Origin of the sequence: Streptomyces sp. NPDC091287, from assembly GCF_044768525.1 — a bacterium.
Taxonomy (GTDB): domain Bacteria; phylum Actinomycetota; class Actinomycetes; order Streptomycetales; family Streptomycetaceae; genus Streptomyces.
Window position 1 is genome coordinate 178,410 of record NZ_JBIVUV010000018.1, and the last position, 16,318, is coordinate 194,727.

The following is a 16,318-nucleotide window of genomic DNA, read 5'->3' on the forward strand; positions in this document are numbered from 1 at the left end:
GGCCCCGAGGAGAGAACGTGCCCGGTCCCGTCCCCCGCCAAGTCCCCATCGCCGTGGTCGGCGTGGGTGCCCTGGTGCCGGGCGCCACGGACGCGGCAGGCTACTGGCGGATCGTGACAGGTGGCCGCGACCTGATCACCGAGGTGCCCGCCACCCGCTGGCGCGTGGAGGACCACTACGACCCGGATCCGGCAGCCCCCGACAAGACGTACGCCCGCCGGGGCGCGTTCCTTCCCGAGGTGGACTTCGATCCGATGGCCTACGGGGTGCCGCCCGCCAATCTGCCGGCGACGGACACCTCCCAACTGCTCGCCCTGATGGTCGCCGACCAGGTGCTGACGGATGCCGGCGGTCCGGCCGGGGTGGACCGCGACCGGACCGGCGTCGTCCTCGGCGCGGCGGCCCTCGAACTCCTTCCGCACATGTACGGGCGCGCCCACCGCCCCGCATGGCTCGCGGGGCTGCGGGAGAGCGGACTCGGCGAGACCGAGGCGCGAGCCGTGTGCGACCGCATCGCGGCCCGCTTCGAGCCGTGGCGCGAATCGACCTTCCCCGGCCTGCTCGGCAACGTCGTCGCGGGCCGGATCGCCAACCGGTTCGATCTGCACGGCATCAACCACACCACCGACGCCGCCTGTGCCAGCTCGCTCGCGGCTCTGTCGACGGCCGTGGGTGAACTGTCCCTGGGCCGGGCCGATCTGGTGATCAGCGGTGGTGTGGACACCGGGAACGACATCGGCATGTTCCTGTGCTTCTCCAAGACGCCCGCGCTGTCGCCCACTGGCGACTGCCGGCCGTTCTCGGCCGCGGCGGACGGCACCATGCTCGGCGAAGCGGTCGTCATGTACGCGCTGAAGCGGCTCTCCGACGCCGAGCGTGACGGCGACCGGATCCACGCGGTGATCCGGGGTATCGGCACCTCGTCCGACGGCAGGAGCACGGCGATCTACGCCCCGCTGCCCGAAGGCCAGGAGCGAGCCCTGCGACGCGCCTACGAGGGGGCCGGCTACGGGCCGGAGACCGTGGAGCTGGTCGAGGCGCACGGGACCGGCACGAAGGCCGGAGACACCGTCGAACTGGCGGCGCTGGGTGCGGTGTTCGGCGCTACGGGGCGCCCGGACGGGCAGTGGTGCGCGATCGGTTCGGTCAAGTCGCAGATCGGCCACACCAAGTGCGCCGCGGGCGCGGCGGGGCTGCTCAAGGCGGTCATGGCCCTGCACCACCAAGTGCTGCCGCCGACGGTCAAGGTGGAGCGGCCGAACCCGGCGGCCGCCGACCCGGACGGCCCGTTCTACGTCAACACCGAGACCCGCCCGTGGGTCCGGCCGGCCGGCCATCCGCGGCGGGCGGCGGTGTCGAGTTTCGGTTTCGGAGGCAGCAACTTCCACGTCACGCTGGAGGAGTACGCGCCCTCGGCCGGCCCGGGGCGCCCGGCCCTGCGCCACCGCACGGCGCCGAGCGAGCTCGTCCTGTTCGGTGGCGACTCCCCGTCGGACCTGACGGCGCCCCGGACGGACGACGATCGTCCGCTGGCCGCGCTGGCACGGGAGAGCCAGGCCGCCTTCTCGCCCTCCGCCCGGGTGCGGCTGGCTGTCGTCGCCACCGACGCCGCGGACCTGCGGGAGAAGTACGCGCAGGCGCTCGCGCTGATCCGGCGGCGCCCCGACGCGGCGTTCTCGACGCCCACCGGGGTCCGGTACGCGTACGGGGAGGCCGCGCCCGGCCGTATCGGTTTCCTGTTCCCGGGACAGGGGTCCCAGTACGTCGGGATGGGAGCCGGTCTCGCGATGCTGGCGCCGGCCGCCCAGGCCGTATGGGACCGGCTGGGCGGCACCCGCTTCGACGGGCGGCCCCTGCACCGGGTCGTGTTCCCGCCGCCCGCTTTCACCGACGGGGAACGCGCCGCCCGGCGGGCCCTGCTGGACGCCACCGAGTGGGCGCAGCCCGCGCTGGCGGTGCACGCGCTGGCGCTGCTGGAGGTGGTGCGGGGGCTGGGGCTGCGGCCGGACTGCGTGGCGGGCCACAGCTTCGGTGAACTGGTGGCGCTGACGTGCGCGGGCGCGCTGGACGCGGAGTCGCTGGTGGGTCTGGCCCGTCGCCGCGGGGAGTTGATGCGGGACGCGGCGGACGCCCCGGGCGCGATGCTGGCGGTGGCCGCGGACCGTACGCGCGTGGCCGGGGTTCTGGCCGATGGCGGGTTCGGCGACCTCTGGCCGGCCAACCTCAACTCCCCGTGCCAAGTGGTGCTCTCGGGTTCGGTGGAGGCGGTCGCACGTGCCGAGAAGGTGTTCTCGGAGGAGGGGGTCGGCACGCGTCGGCTGGCTACGTCGACCGCCTTCCACTGCCCGCTGGTCGCCCCGGCCGTCGAGCCGCTCGCCGCGTACCTGCGCACGGTGCCGCTCGCGGAGCCCCGGATCGAGGTCTACGGCAACGCGGACGCGGCGCCGTACCCCGCGTCCCCCGATGAGGTGCGCCGCCGGATCGCCGGTCATCTCGCCTCCCCGGTGCTCTTCCAGGACCAGATCGAGGCGATGTACGCGGCGGGGGTTCGCACCTTCGTCGAGATCGGCGCGGGCGCCACGCTGACCGGGCTCGTCCACCAGGTCCTCGGCGACCGCGAGCACGCGGCGGTCCCCCTGGACCGGCAGGCCCGGCCCGGTGCCGACACCCTGCACGCCGCGCTCGGCGAACTCGCCGTACGTGGCGTCCCCCTCGATCTCGACACGCTCTGGGCACCGTACGCCCCGCCCGGAACCCCAGCGAAGGAGCGCGAGCCCCGCATGACGGTGAAGATCAGCGGAGCGAACTACGGTCAGTCGCCGCCGACCCGCGCCACGTCCGCCGAGCTGTCGCCCGCTCCGGCACCTGAGCCCCGGCACCGACCGCAGCCCGCCCCCGTACCCGTACCCACGTCCACGTCCGCGTCCCACACCTCGGCGGTCCCCATGCCCGCGCACATCCCTTCCCCGTCCCACGCCCAGCAGCCTTCGGCGTACGAGGCCGACGCCGCTGAGACCGCCGGAGTCGGGCCCATCGTCGGTGGCGACTGGTTCGCCGCCGTCGAGAGCGTCCAACGGCAGACGGCGGAGACCCACGCGGTCTGCCAGCGCCTCCTGACGGACAGTCATCTGGCCTTTCTACGGATGACGGAGACGACCCTGGCCGCGATGCTCGGCGCGCCGAACCCGGCCGTGGACGTGGACGTTTCGGTTCCCGCGACTCCACTGCCGCTCCCCCGCTCCTCGTCACCGCGGCACGTGCCGGCGCCGCCCGTGACGCCGTCGGCTCCGGTCGTGACCGTTGTCCCGGCCTCGGCGCCGACGCCCGCTCCTGTCACACCCACCCACCCCGCAGCCGCAGCGGCCCCGGCGGTGCCTTTCCCGCCGGAGACGGCTGCCGCTGCGCCGGAGACGACTGCCGCTCCCGTGGACGACGCTCCCGTCAACGACGCGGTGTCCCTGTCGCCGTCGGAGCTGGAGGAGTTGCTCCTGTCGGTGGTGGCCCGCCTCACCGGCTATCCCACCGCCATGCTGAACATGGACATGGAGCTGGAGGCCGATCTGGGCGTCGACTCCATCAAGCGCGTCGAGATCCTGTCGGCGGTGCGCCGGCAGGTGGGCGACGTGGCGACGGGGGACCCCGGGCAGCTCGGCAAGCTCCGTACGCTGCGCGAGATCGTCGAGACGCTCACCGGCGGCCCCCGTCCTCCCGGGCCCCCGGAGCCGGCTGCCCGGACCGGGCAGCACTCCGTGGCGGCCGGGACCCCGGTCGTCCGCGAGGCGTCGGCCCTGTCCGCCCCGGACGCCCCGGACGCCCCGGACGACAGGGCGGGTGAGGGTACGCCGCTGACGCGGCTGGTACCGCGTCTGGTGGAGTCGCCCGCGTCCGGGCTGACCACGGCGGGACTGCTGGACGGGCCCGTCTCGGTGACCGGCGAGGGCCCGGAGGGGTGCTCGATCGTCGGCCTGGTGGCCCGGAAGCTGACGGAACGCGGTGTGGCCGCCACCGCGGTGGCGGACGTACCCGAGGACGCCCGCGGTGTCGTCCACCTCGGCGGACTGACCGCGGGCGGTACGCCCGAAGAGGCGCGGGAGGTCCACCGGTCGGCGCTCCGCGCGGCACGCTCGGTGTCGCCACGGGCGGCCGGGGGCGGCGGGCTGTTCGTGACCGTCCAGGACACCGGGGGCGACTTCGGGCTCGGAGGTCGAGCGCCCGGCCGGGCCTGGCTGGGCGGGGTCGCCGGTCTGGCCAGGACCGCGGCGAAGGAGTGGCCGGACTCCTCGGTCAAGGTCGTCGACTGCGAGCGGGGCGGCCGGGACGACGAGGAGGTCGCCGAAGCGATCGTCGGGGAGCTGCTCGAAGGCGGGGCCGACCTGGAGGTGGGTCTCCGCGCGGACGGCACACGCGCCCTCCTGCGGATGGCGCCCGAGCCGGTCACGCCCGCCGGCACCCGGCGGATCTCCGGCGCTTCCGTGATCGTGGCCACCGGAGGGGCCCGCGGGGTGACCGCGGCGGCCCTGCTCGACCTGGCCAGGACCCACCGTCCGCGGATCGTGCTGCTCGGGAGGACGGAGCTCGCCGCCGAGCCGGCCGGGCTGGTGTCGGCCACCGACGGACCGGCGCTCACGCGGCTGCTCGCGGAGCGTGCCCCGGACGCGGCGGACTCCTCGCCCGCCCGGCTCGCGGAGCGGGCCCGGGAGATTCTCGCCGCGCGCGAAGTGCGGGCGACACTGGCGGAGTTGGAGGCCACCGGATCACCCGCCCGGTACGTCCGGGTGGACGTCCGCGACGGTGACGCGCTCGCGGCCGCTCTGCGCACCGTGCGCGAGACGTGGGGGCCGGTCACCGGCATCGTCCACGGTGCGGGGGTGCTGGCCGACAAGCGGATCGTCGACAAGACCGACGAGCAGGCCGAGTTGGTCATGGCCACGAAGGTGGACGGTCTGCGGGCGCTGCTGGCGGCGACCGCGGACGATCCGCTGGACACGATGCTCCTGTTCTCGTCGGTGGCCGCGGTGTTCGGCAATGCGGGGCAGAGCGACTACGCGATGGCCAATGAGGTCCTCCACCAGGTCGCGTCGGCCGAGCAGGCCCGTCGGCCCGGCTGCCTGGTGCGGTGTGTGGCCTGGGGGCCCTGGCAGGGCGGCATGGTCACCCCGGCGCTGGCCGCGCACTTCGGCAGGTCCGGGGTTCCGCTCATCCCCCTGGCCCAGGGGGCCGCGGCCTTCACGGCCGAGGTGGACGGTGTCGCCGGTGAGGCCCGCGTGGTCCTGGCGGCGGGAGACGATCCGGCCGCCCTGGCCCCGGCGGGCGGGCTGCGGCGCGCACAGGTGCTGGTCCGCTCGGACACCCTGCCGCAGCTGGCCGACCACGCGCCCGCCGGTGTTCCGGTGCTGCCCGTGGCCCTGGTACTGAACTGGTTCGCGGGCGCGGCCACGGCCTGGCTGCCGGCTGCCGGGCGGCTCGTCCTGCGTGATCTGCGGGTGTACAAGAAGTACGCCCTGCCGGAGCTGTCCGGCCCGGGCCACCGGCTCACCGTGCTCGGCAGCCGCGGCGCGCCAGGTTCACCGTCGGGTCTGGACGCGGAGCTCCGGGGCGAGGACGGCCTGGCGCACTTCCGGGCCGTGCTGGACACCGGGGCCGGGGAGCCCGACGCGACCGCGTGGGACACCCCGGACGGCCTGAAGCCTCTCGACCGGGCCACGCCCTACGACGGGGAGGCCCTCTTCCACGGCCCCCGGTTCCACGCCCTGCGCATGGTGCGCGGCCTGTCGGAGCACGGGGCGGAGGCGGCCGTCGCGGGCCTGCGGGCCCTGGGCTGGGCGGACAAGCACGGGCCGCTCGATCCGGCGGCCGTGGACGGTGCGCTCCAACTCGCCGTGCTCTGGGGCGAGAAGGTACTCGGGGCGGCGACGTTGCCGATGGCCGTCGCCGAGTGCAGGGTGCACCGGCGCGGCCCGGTGGACGGCGCCGTGCGCTGTGTGGTGCGGGGAGGGAAGGCGCACGACACCGGGGCGCGCTGCGACGCGGCACTGATCGACGCCGGCGGGTCCGTCCTGGTGGAGCTGATCGGTGTCGAGCTCGTCCTCCGCCCCTCCTGACCCCGTCCCTCCGCACCCCTCCACCCTCTCCTCACCCCTCCACCCCCTCCGCACCTCGCCTCGCCCGACCCCGCCCCTCCTGGTCCCGGCCCGCCGCTCCCCGCCGTGAAGTGAGACCCGTATGCGTTTCGAACCGATCGCCGTCGTCGGCCGGGGCTGTGTGCTGCCCGGTGCGCTGGACCCGGACACGTTCTGGGAGAACATCGCCGCCGGCCGCACGAGCCTGTCGGCCGCCCCGGAGGGCCGGTGGCGGCTGCCGCGCCGGTGGGCCATGGGTTCGGTGGAGGATCACCTCGACCGCGCCTGGACGGACGTCGGCGGTTACGTCCAGGGGTTCGAGACCGTCTTCGACCCGGCCGACTTCCCCCTCGCCCCGGAGCGGATCGCGTCGCTGGACCCGCTCTTCCACTGGGTCCTGTACGGAGTCCGGCAGGCGCTCGCCGAGTCGGGGCACGCGGGCCCGCTGCCGCGCGGAGGCCTGGTGCTGGGCAACCTGTCGTACCCCACGCCAGCCGGGGCGGCCTTCGCCGAACACGTATGGCTGTCCGCGCAACGCCCCCCGCTCCGCGACGCCCTGCTGGCGGGTGAGCGGCGGACCCGGCCCGATGCCCGCAACCGCTTCTCCTCCGGGCTGCCCGCCCGGCTCGCGGCCCGCGCGCTCGGGCTCGGGGCGGGGGCGTGGTCCCTCGACGCCGCCTGTGCGTCCTCGCTGTACGCGATCAAGCTGGCGTGCGACCGGCTGCACGACGGCACGGCGGATCTGATGGTGGCCGGCGCGGTCAGCCGCCCTGATCCCCTCTACCTGCACGTGGGGTTCTGCGCGCTGTCCGCGACCAGCCGCACGGGGCGCAGTCGGCCCTTCCACCGGGACGCGGACGGGCTGGTGCACGGCGAGGGCGCCGGGTTCGTGGCCCTGACACGGCTGTCCGACGCCCGCGCCGCCGGCCTGCCCGTGCTCGGTGTGATCCGCGGTGTGGGGCTGTCCAACGACGGGCGTGGCTCCGGGTTGATCAGCCCGTCGGAGGAGGGTCAGGTACGGGCCGTGCGCCTGGCGTACGAGATGGCGGGCGTCGCTCCCGAGTCGGTGTCGCTCGTCGAGTGCCACGCCACGGGGACGCCGGTCGGGGACGCGGTGGAGGCGCGCGGCATGGCCCGGGTCTTCGGGGCCGGTGACGACGTTCCCATCGGTTCGGCGAAGTCGAACATCGGGCATCTGCTGGCCTCCGCGGGTGTGGCGGGACTGCTGAAGGTGCTCGGCGCGATGCGGGCGGGGGTGCGTCCGGCGTCGCTCGGCGCCGGACGACCGCTGGACGTGCTGGCGGGCACGCCGTTGCGGGTGCTGGCCGCGGCCGAGGAGTGGGCGGGGCCGCGCAGGGCGGCGGTCAGCGCCTTCGGGTTCGGCGGGACCAACGCCCATCTGATCGTCGACTCCCCGGACTGCCCTCCCCCGCCCGCCGTGCCCCGGCCGACGGGTGGCGCGCGGCCCGCCGCCCGGTGCGCCGGGCCGACCTCCGAGGCCCCGGATCCCGCTCCGGCACCCGCCGGGCCGGGCGACCGTACACCGGTGGCGATCGTCGCCGTCGGAGCCCGGGTCGGCGGGGGGACGTCGCTGGAGGACTTCCGCCGGGCGGTGCTGGGCGGCGAACGGCGTGGCCCCGTCGCGGAGATCGCCGTGGAGCTGACGGACCTGTGCTTCCCGCCGCTGGCTCTGGAGCGGACCGTACGTCATCAGCTCCTGGTGCTGGAGGCCGCCCGGGAGGCCGCCCGGGCGGTGAGCCTGCCCCGCGAGCGGACATTGGTGGTCGTCGGTACGGGGGTGGACCCCGAGGTGGCCCGCGCGGGCGCGCGCTGGCGGATTCCGCACTGGCTGGCGCAGTCGGGGACGCCGGTCGGCGCGGCGTCGGCGGATCTCGCCCGGGACGCGTTCACCCCGGCCATGACGGCGGAGGGCGTGGTGGGCAGCATGCCGAACCTCGCGGCGAACCGCATCAGCACCCAACTCGACCTGGCCGGGCCCGGGTTCACGGTGTCGGCGGAGGAGGCGTCCGGGCTGGTGGCGCTGGGGATCGCGGCTCGGGCCATTCGGTCGGGGGAGGCCGACGCCGCGCTCGTCGGCGCCACCGACCTGTCCTGCGAGGCGGTCCACCGGGCCGCCCTGCGGGATCTCGGCCGCGACGAGGAGCCCGGGGACGCGGCCGTCGTCCTGGTCCTCAAGTCCCTGGACGCCGCTCGCGGGGACGGCGACAGTGTCGTGGCCCTACTGGACGAAGAGGCCACCGGCGAACCCGACATGGTCATCGGCGACGGCCCCGACGCGGTCTTCGATCCGGCGACCTCCTTCGGGCGTGCTCATGCCGCGTCCGGGCTGGTCTCCGTCGCGGTCGCGGCGCTCTCGCTCCAGCACCGCGCGGTACCCCGCCCGGGCGGACCGGCGGACACCGCGGCCGTCGCCCACACCGCGCGGGTTGTGGTCACGCCGTTGGAGGGGCCGGCCGCCGGCGTACGGCTGCGCGCGGGGGACGCCCGGCCGTGGCTGCGGGGCCCGGCCCCGCGCCTGCACGTCTACTCCGGGGCCGACCGCCGGGCGGTGCTGGCAGCGCTGGAGGCCGGCACGGAGTCCTCGGCCGGCCCGGCCCGGCTGGCCTTCGTGGTCGACGGTGGCACCACGTGGCAGGAGCGCGGGGAGGCGGCCCGTCGCTGGCTGACGGAGGGCGGGGCCCGCCCGGCGGACGTGTCGTACCGGGACGGGCCGGTCCTCGGGCAGACCGCTTTCGTGTACACGAACGGCTCGGCCGCGTACCCGGGGATGGGCCATGAGCTGGCCCTCGCGTTGCCGTCGCTGGGCGAGCGGGTCCGTGAGCAACATGGGGCGATGGGGGCGCGGCTGCGGTCCGGGACCGAGCCCGGGGTCCTCGGCCAGATCTGGGCCGTCGCCGAACTGGCCGCGTTCCACACGGTGTTCAGCCGCGAGGTGCTCGGACTGCGGCCGGACGCGGCGATCGGGTACTCCTCGGGCGAGTCGACGGCGCTGGTCGCGCTGGGAGCCTGGCCGGACGCCTCGGGGCTCTATGAAGCGACCCGGGACAGCGGCCTGTTCACCACGGAACTCGCGGGCGAGCTGCGGGCGGTCCGGAGCTACTGGCGGCAGCGGGGCATCCGTGGCGACCGGTGGTCGAGCCATCTGATCGCCGCGCCCCTGGCGGCAGTTCGCGCGGAGCTCGCCGGGGAGCGGGCGGTCCACCTGATGGCGGTGAACGCGCCCGGGGTCTGCGTCATCGGTGGCGAGTCCCGGGCGTGCGCGGCCGTCGTGGCCAGGATCGGCGTCGACCGGGCGATCGAGCTGGACTACGACATGGCCGCCCACGCACCGGAGTTGGCGGAGGTCCGGGAGGTGTGGCACGAGGCCCACAGCCGCCCCACGGTCGATGTGCCCGGCGTTCGCTTCTACAGCGGGGCCTCCGGCCGGGCGTACCGGCCGACGTCCGAGCGGGCGGCCGAGGCGCTCACCGCGCAGGGGCTCGGCACGATCGACTTCGCGGCCACGATCGAACAGGCGTGGGCGGACGGTGTCCGGGTCTTCGTGGAGCACGGCCCGCGGAGGCTGTGCACCGGCTGGATCAAACGGGTGCTCGGCGACCGGGAGCACGTGGCCGTCGCGCTGGACACCCCGGGCGACACGAGCCTGCGGCACCTGTGTCTCGCGGTGGGCGAACTCGTCGTCGCCGGGGTGCCGGTGGAGGCCGACGCGTTGCTCGCCCGGCTCGCCGGGGCCGCGACCGGCCTTCCTCGGCCCGGCCCCACCGTCACCGTCCCCGTACCGCCCTCTCCGTGTCTACCGCCCCTGGAGCGCGCCGTGACCGTTCTGCCCCGGGCCCCGGAACTCGCCCCGGTGACGGAGATCGGCCTCGGTTTCCCCGCCTCGCCGGACCGGGACCCCGGCCACGTGGTCGCCCCCGCGCACGAGGGGTCCGAGCGCCTCTCCGCCCCGGCCGCGCCCGCCGCGCCGGCACAGCGGCCCCGGTTGCCCTCCGACGGCGCCCGTGAGCCGGGGACGGCAGGGGTCGGGGACGTGGTCGCCCGGCAGAGTCTGCGGGTCGCCGCGCTGCACCAGGAGGTCATGGCCGCGCACGCGGAATCCCACCGGCGGTTCCTGCGCGTGTCGGCGCTCGCCGTCAGGGCGCTGACCGCGGCGGGCGCGGCGGGACCCGGGCAGCCCGAACCCGCACCCGTACCCGTACGAGCGCTTCCTCTGCCCCGGCCCTCCACGGCTCCGGCGCACGTGCGGGCTCCGGAGCCGAAGCCGGAGCAGGCTCCGCGGCCCGGGCAGGCTCAGCGGCCCGGGCCGACGTTCGACCGGGCCCAACTGGAGCACCTCGCCTCCCGCGAGATCTCCACGCTGTTCGGTCCGCTCTTCGCCGAGCAGGACGGCTACGCGGTACAGACCCGGATGCCCGGGCCGCCCATGCTGCTCGCCGACCGGGTCACCGGCATCGACGCGGTGCCCGCGGCGCTCGTCCTGCCGGGCCCGGTCCGCACGGACGGGAGGATCTGGACGGAGACGGATGTCCTGCCCGACAGCTGGTACCTGGATGCGACGGGGCGTATGCCGGCCGGCGTGCTGATCGAGGCGGGCCAGGCCGACCTGCTCCTGCTCAGCTGGCTGGGCGTCGACCTGCTGAACCGGGGCGAGCGCGCGTACCGGCTGCTCGGCTGTGAGGTGACGTTCCACGGAGGCCCGCCGCGCCCCGGTGACACCCTGTGCTTCGAGATCCATCTGGACGGTCACGCGGAGGCGGACGGCGTCCGGCTGGCCTTCTTCCATTACGACTGCTACGTGGACGGCGAGCTGCGGCTCAGTGTCCGTGAGGGGCAGGCGGGGTTCTTCACCTCCGCGGAGCTCGCCGGCAGCGGGGGTGTGCGCTGGGATCCCGCCGGCCGCGTGCCCGGGGACGACCTGCCGCTCGACCCGCCGGCCGTGCGCTGCGAACGGACCCGCTTCGACGCCGACCGGGTGCGAGCCCTGACGCGGGGACGGCCCGCGGACTGTTTCGGGCTCGGCTGGGAGGCGACGGCGGCTCACGTCCGTTCGCCCGGGCTCGACGAGGAGCGGCTGCGCCTGCTGGACGAGGTCACCGCGTTCGACCCGGCCGGAGGGCCGTGGGGGCGCGGGTATCTGCGGGCCGAGACCGCGTTGTCCCCGGACGACTGGTTCTTCACCGGCCATTTCAAGAACGACCCCTGTATGCCGGGCACCCTGATGCTGCAGGGCGGTCTCCAGGCGATGGCGTTCTACCTGACGGCCATGGGCTTCACCATCGACCGGGACGGCTGGCGCTTCGAGACGGTCGACGAGCACCCCTCCAGGGCCATGTGCCGGGGCCAGGCGACCCCGGAGAACCGGAGGGTCGTCTACGAGGTGTTCGTACGGGGCGTCTCGGCCGGGCCGGTGCCGACGCTCCACGCCGACGTCCTCGGCTCGGTGGACGGGCGGAAGGCGTTCCTGGGCACCGACATGGCCCTCCGGCTGGTCCCCGACTGGCCGCTGTCGCACTGGCGGCACTCTGGTCCGCCCACCGTCCAGACCGATGGGGTCCCGGTGCCGTTGCCCCGTCTCGGCGGGCTGACCGGGCGTCGGGAGGAGAAGCCGGTGGCGGTGGCGGCCGACGGGTTCGCCTTTGACCACGCCTCGCTGCTGGCGTGCGCCTGGGGCAGGCCGAGCGAGGCGTTCGGCGCCATGTACGAGCCCTTCGACGGCACCCGCAGGGTGGCGCGGCTTCCTGGCCCGCCCTATCACTTCATGAGCCGGATCGTGTCGGTGGACGGTCCGCAGGGCGGGATGCGGGAGGGCAGCGTCGTCGTCGCCGAGTACGACGTGCCGGACCGGGCGTGGTACTTCGAGCAGAACGGCGGCCACCTCATGCCGTTCGCCGTCCTCATGGAGACGGCGCTACAGCCCTGCGGGTGGCTGGCCTCGTACGTCGGCAGCGCGACGACCAGCGAGGCGGACCTGCTGTTCCGTAATCTCGACGGGTCGGGAACGGTCACCGGTGAGGTCACCCCGGCGACGCGCACCGTCCGCACCAGGGCCGAACTGACCCGTGTCTCGCGCAGTGGGGACATGATCATCGAGTCGTTCCGGGTGACGTGCACGGCCGACGACGCGCCGCTCTTCGAACTCGCCACGGTCTTCGGCTACTTCCCCCGGTCGGCCTTCGACGACCAGCAGGGGCTGGCGACCTCGGCCGCCGACCGCGCCCGCCTGGACGAGCCCTGCGATCGCATGGTCGATCTGACCTCCCGTCCCGCCCGGTACTGCGCCGGCGAACCGCGGCTGCCGGGCGGGATGTTGCTGATGCTGGACCGGATCACGGGCCACTGGCCGGACGGCGGAAGCAAGGGGCTCGGCCGGTTGCGATCGGAGAAGGACGTCCGTCCGGACGCCTGGTTCTTCCGGGCCCACTTCTTCCAGGACCCCGTGCAGCCGGGCTCGTTGGGGATCGAGGCCATGTGCCAACTGCTCCAGTACCACCTGCTGGAGCAGGGCGCGGCCGACGGGCTCCTCGCCCCCGGGTTCGAAGCGGTGCTGCCCGGCCGTGAGGCGACCTGGACGTACCGCGGCCAGATCACCCCGGCCAACCGGCTGATCCGGGTGGACATGGACATCGTGGAGAGCGGCACGGACGCCCGGGGTCCCTACGCCGTGGCGGACGCGTCGCTGTGGGGCGACGACAGGTGCATCTACCGGGTGCGGGGACTGGGCATGCGGGTGGTGCCGGGAGCGCCCGTGCGGGCCCGGTCCGGTCAGGCGTAGTGGTTCACGCTGACAGGGCGCGTCCCCGTGTGGGGCGTCCAGCCCTGGATGGTGGCGGGCAGGCCCACGCGGCTGTTGCAGTCGATGACCTGGAAGTGCAGATGCGGGGCCGTGGAGGCGCCCGTACTGCCCGACCAGCCGACGATCCGGCCCTGCGGAACCCAGTCGCCCGGCTCGTGGAACGACCTGTTCAGGTGCGCGTAGTGGGTGCACTGGCCGTTCGAGTGCCGGATGATCACCTCGATGCCGTTCTGCCAGTACGGCGACCAGTTCGAGAAGACGATGGTTCCCGCCTGCGCGGCGGACACCTCGTAGTTGGCGGGGAGCCCGAAGTCCCACGCGTACTCGTTGTAAGGACCGGTGTGGGAGTACGTGCCCTCCGGCCCCTGGGTCACCGTGTAGGCCTCCCCCGCCGGGTAGGGCAGCTCGTAGTAGTAGTCCACCGCCGCGGCCGGGGACGCACCCGTCATGGTGATACCCACCGCCGTGAGCAGGGCGCTCGCCCCCATCGCCGTGCGGCGCAGAACTCTCTTCATCCCGCTCATGTACGACTCCGTTCACGTTCCCGACGGCCCGGCCTCCGCGCCCTGTCGGGGCGCGGGAGTGCAAGGATCAGCCGCCGGCCGCCGGGCGGACAAGGGCCTCAGGGCCTATGTCCGGATCCCTGCCACCAGCCCGCCGGCCGTCGCAAACCGGGACGAGGTACCTCGGGAACATCGCGTTCAGGCCGAGCCGGTCGGGCCGGGCCCAGCCCCGGTGGGCCCGCCCACGACGGTGAGCAGGTCCACGACGAAGATCAGCGTCGAGCCCGCCGGGATCGACGCGGAGGGCGACTGCTTGCCGTAACCGAGACGCGGGGGAACGATGATCTCGCGACGGCCGCCGACCTTCATCCCCCTGACCCCCCGGTCCAGGCCCTTGATGACCCTGCCACCGCCCACGGCGAACTTGAACGGCCGGCCCTGTTCCCAGGAGGAGTCGAACTCCCTTCCGGAAGCGAACGTGACCCCTACGTAGTGAACCTGGACGACCCGGCCCGGCCGTGCCTCGGGTCCGTCGCCCACCACGAGGTCCCGGATCGTCAGCTCGGCGGGCGCTTCACCCTCCGGGACCTCGACTCCGGGCTTCGTCAGTTCGCTCATCACGGTCCTCTCGCTCGCCACCGGCATCCCTCGCACGGGCCGGCCGGACGCATGGACCTTCCACGCGGCAGGCGATCACCGTACCGGCAGAGCCCGTGGCCCACGGGTGCACCTATCCTCCTGCTGTGCAGGTGCAACGAGATCCGTCGAACGTCGCTCACGCCCTGATGGCGGCATTTCCGCCCCGTCTCGCCGATGACGTGCGTCGTGTCCTGGCCGTTGTGCCGGAGTCCGCCACCGCACCGACGACGCCCTTCGAGGTCGAGGTACAGGGCGGGACCGTCGCCATCCCGTCCCGCATCTACAACGCCGAACCGGGCACCGGCTGCGAGCGGGGCCTGTCCGAGACCCAGCAGATGGTTTTGCACTGCCTGTACTCCCGGCACCACGACGGCCGGGTCCGCCAGCGGCATCTCGAACAGATCCTGGCGTCGGGTGAGCCGTGGGTGGTTCCGTTCGTGGTGCGGTTGGCCGGCGAATACGTGCTGGAGATCATCACGTCGATCGGGCGGGGGCTGCCCGGGCTGGCGGAGCCGGGCTCGGCCCAGCGCCGGCTCTACGGGGGGTTCATCGCGCGCAACCCGGCCTTCTTCGCACGTACTGAGCGGCGCGTGGTGAGCTACTGGTCGTGCTACTACCACAGGCAGTACCGAGCGTTCGGGATGTATCCCGGAAGCGTGCTCCTGGAAGCGCTCCGGGCCGCCGTTGTGGAACAGGTGAGCACCCCATGGCCGAGGCACACACCGCCCCCGTCGGCGGGCCCGCGTGAAGACACTCCCTAGGGCCTGTCTGACAATTCCCGTCTGCCTCACGACGCCATGCACGCACTCTCGCCGCACCGACCCCAGACCCAAGTACGTCCAGTACGAGGGCCTGGGGCCGGCACGCCGAGAGCGCGCACCTGACGCCGCGCGGCCGCCCTGCGGGCGACGACGGGAATTGTCAGACAGGCCCTAGGCCGGCAGCGCAGGGAACACGACCACCGAGCCGTCCCTTTCGCGGGCGATCTCGATCGCGACGTCCGTGGTGCGGGGGTCGACCGTGACGCCGTCGCCCAACTGGTGGATGCGGTGTGTCGCGCGCATCAGGCGATCGACTTCACCCGGCGTGAAGACGGGCCGCAACCCGTTCGGGCGGGCCAGCTCCAGCGCCGACAGCCGGACGAGGACACCGGCGATGCCTGACTCCATTTCGTCGAGGCGCTGTTGGTCGCGTTTGAGTGCGCGGGTGAAGCTCTCGAAGAGGTTGCCGGGGTCGCTCTGGGCGTGCTCGACGGCTTGCAGGACGATGACCCGCCGCTTCAGCGCGAGGGCCAGGGCGGCGAGTTCGAGGTGCGCGCGGAACCGCCCGCCCCGGTCGTCGACGCCGGGGAACGACTTGGTCAGCGTACCGATCTCGACGGCCTCGCCGACGGGCAGCTTGTCGAGTGCGTTCCGCCACCGGTCAAGGCGGCGGTCAGCGGCGCCCAACGCGGTGTTGATGGCATGCACAGCCGAGTCCAGCCCCAGCGAGGCCCCGAGCTTGCCCTGGTCGAGCAGGATGGCGGTGGCTTTGTCGATGGCGTCGCGACAGCCGTCGAGCTCGCTGTGCTCGTCGTCGAGCTTCTCTTCGTGCAGTTGCTCCAGCAGTTCTGTTATGTGCTCGATGGCCTGTCGGCGCCGGCGGTCTGCATGCGCGCTCACCCCCATCGCTACGGCCATGAGCACGAGCGGCGCGGCCAGGGTGATCGCCGCGCTGCCGGTGGCCGCGACACCCGCTGTCGCGCCGGCCCCACCGACCGCTCCCGCTGCCGCCGCTCTCCCTACCGGCACGAACGGCGCGTTGGCCGCGATGCCCGTTGAGCTCACGAGGGAACCGTAGATGCCGCCGGCCACGCCCTTCGCCGCCATGGGGCGAACGAGGCCCTGGCCGAACTGGGCGGCGACCTTCGCCGGAACCACCATGCGATACAGGTTCTCGCCGGCAGCGGTCGCCGAGGCCGCCGTGGAGGAGTTTCGCGCTGTCTGCGTGACGAGCTGCGACAGATGCTGTGCCAGGGGACTCACGGCATCGAGCGGGATGCCTCGGCTGCGGTCGAGCTTGTCGGGCAGCGGATGTACCTCAAGTGTGGCGATCGGCTCATCGGCCAGAACGGCCAGCACGCCGCGCAGTTCGCCCAGACGCTCAGCCGTCATCGGCCCGTCTTCGCCCCATGCGGGCACCCGGGTCTCACCGGTCGCGAGCGTCCATACCGGAACGGTTGCCTTGCGGTAGTCAATCATCGT

6 protein-coding genes are annotated in these 16,318 nt (G+C 74.0%); 3 read left to right on the top strand and 3 right to left on the bottom strand.

What is annotated here, in order from left to right; genetic code table 11:
* Positions 1-17: 17 nt before the first annotated feature.
* Positions 18-6,101 carry an SDR family oxidoreductase gene (locus ACIQRW_RS28650; RefSeq protein ID WP_403765375.1) on the top strand — a complete coding sequence of 2,028 codons (6,084 nt, stop codon included), beginning with the start codon at positions 18-20 and terminating at the stop codon, positions 6,099-6,101.
* Positions 6,102-6,222: 121 nt separating this feature from the next.
* Positions 6,223-12,912, top strand: a complete 6,690-nt coding sequence (locus tag ACIQRW_RS28655) for a beta-ketoacyl synthase N-terminal-like domain-containing protein (RefSeq protein WP_403765377.1) — start codon at positions 6,223-6,225, stop codon at positions 12,910-12,912.
* On the opposite strand, the gene ACIQRW_RS28660 is transcribed toward ACIQRW_RS28655, so the two are convergent.
* Positions 12,903-13,457 (bottom strand): M23 family metallopeptidase, encoded by a 555-nt coding sequence (locus tag ACIQRW_RS28660; RefSeq protein ID WP_403765379.1) that lies wholly within the window; start codon positions 13,455-13,457, stop codon positions 12,903-12,905. The two genes, ACIQRW_RS28655 and ACIQRW_RS28660, sit on opposite strands and share 10 nt — an antisense overlap.
* A gap of 177 nt (positions 13,458-13,634) precedes the next feature.
* Positions 13,635-14,054, bottom strand: coding sequence for an FKBP-type peptidyl-prolyl cis-trans isomerase (locus ACIQRW_RS28665; protein WP_403765381.1), 420 nt, complete (start codon positions 14,052-14,054; stop codon positions 13,635-13,637).
* Between the two features lie 125 nt (positions 14,055-14,179).
* On the opposite strand from ACIQRW_RS28665, the gene ACIQRW_RS28670 reads away from it, so the two are divergent.
* Positions 14,180-14,836, top strand: coding sequence for a hypothetical protein (locus ACIQRW_RS28670; protein WP_403765383.1), 657 nt, complete (start codon positions 14,180-14,182; stop codon positions 14,834-14,836).
* 171 nt (positions 14,837-15,007) lie between these two features.
* On the opposite strand, the gene ACIQRW_RS28675 is transcribed toward ACIQRW_RS28670, so the two are convergent.
* Positions 15,008-16,315, bottom strand: coding sequence for a hypothetical protein (locus ACIQRW_RS28675; RefSeq protein WP_403765385.1), 1,308 nt, complete (start codon positions 16,313-16,315; stop codon positions 15,008-15,010).
* Positions 16,316-16,318 lie beyond the last annotated feature (3 nt).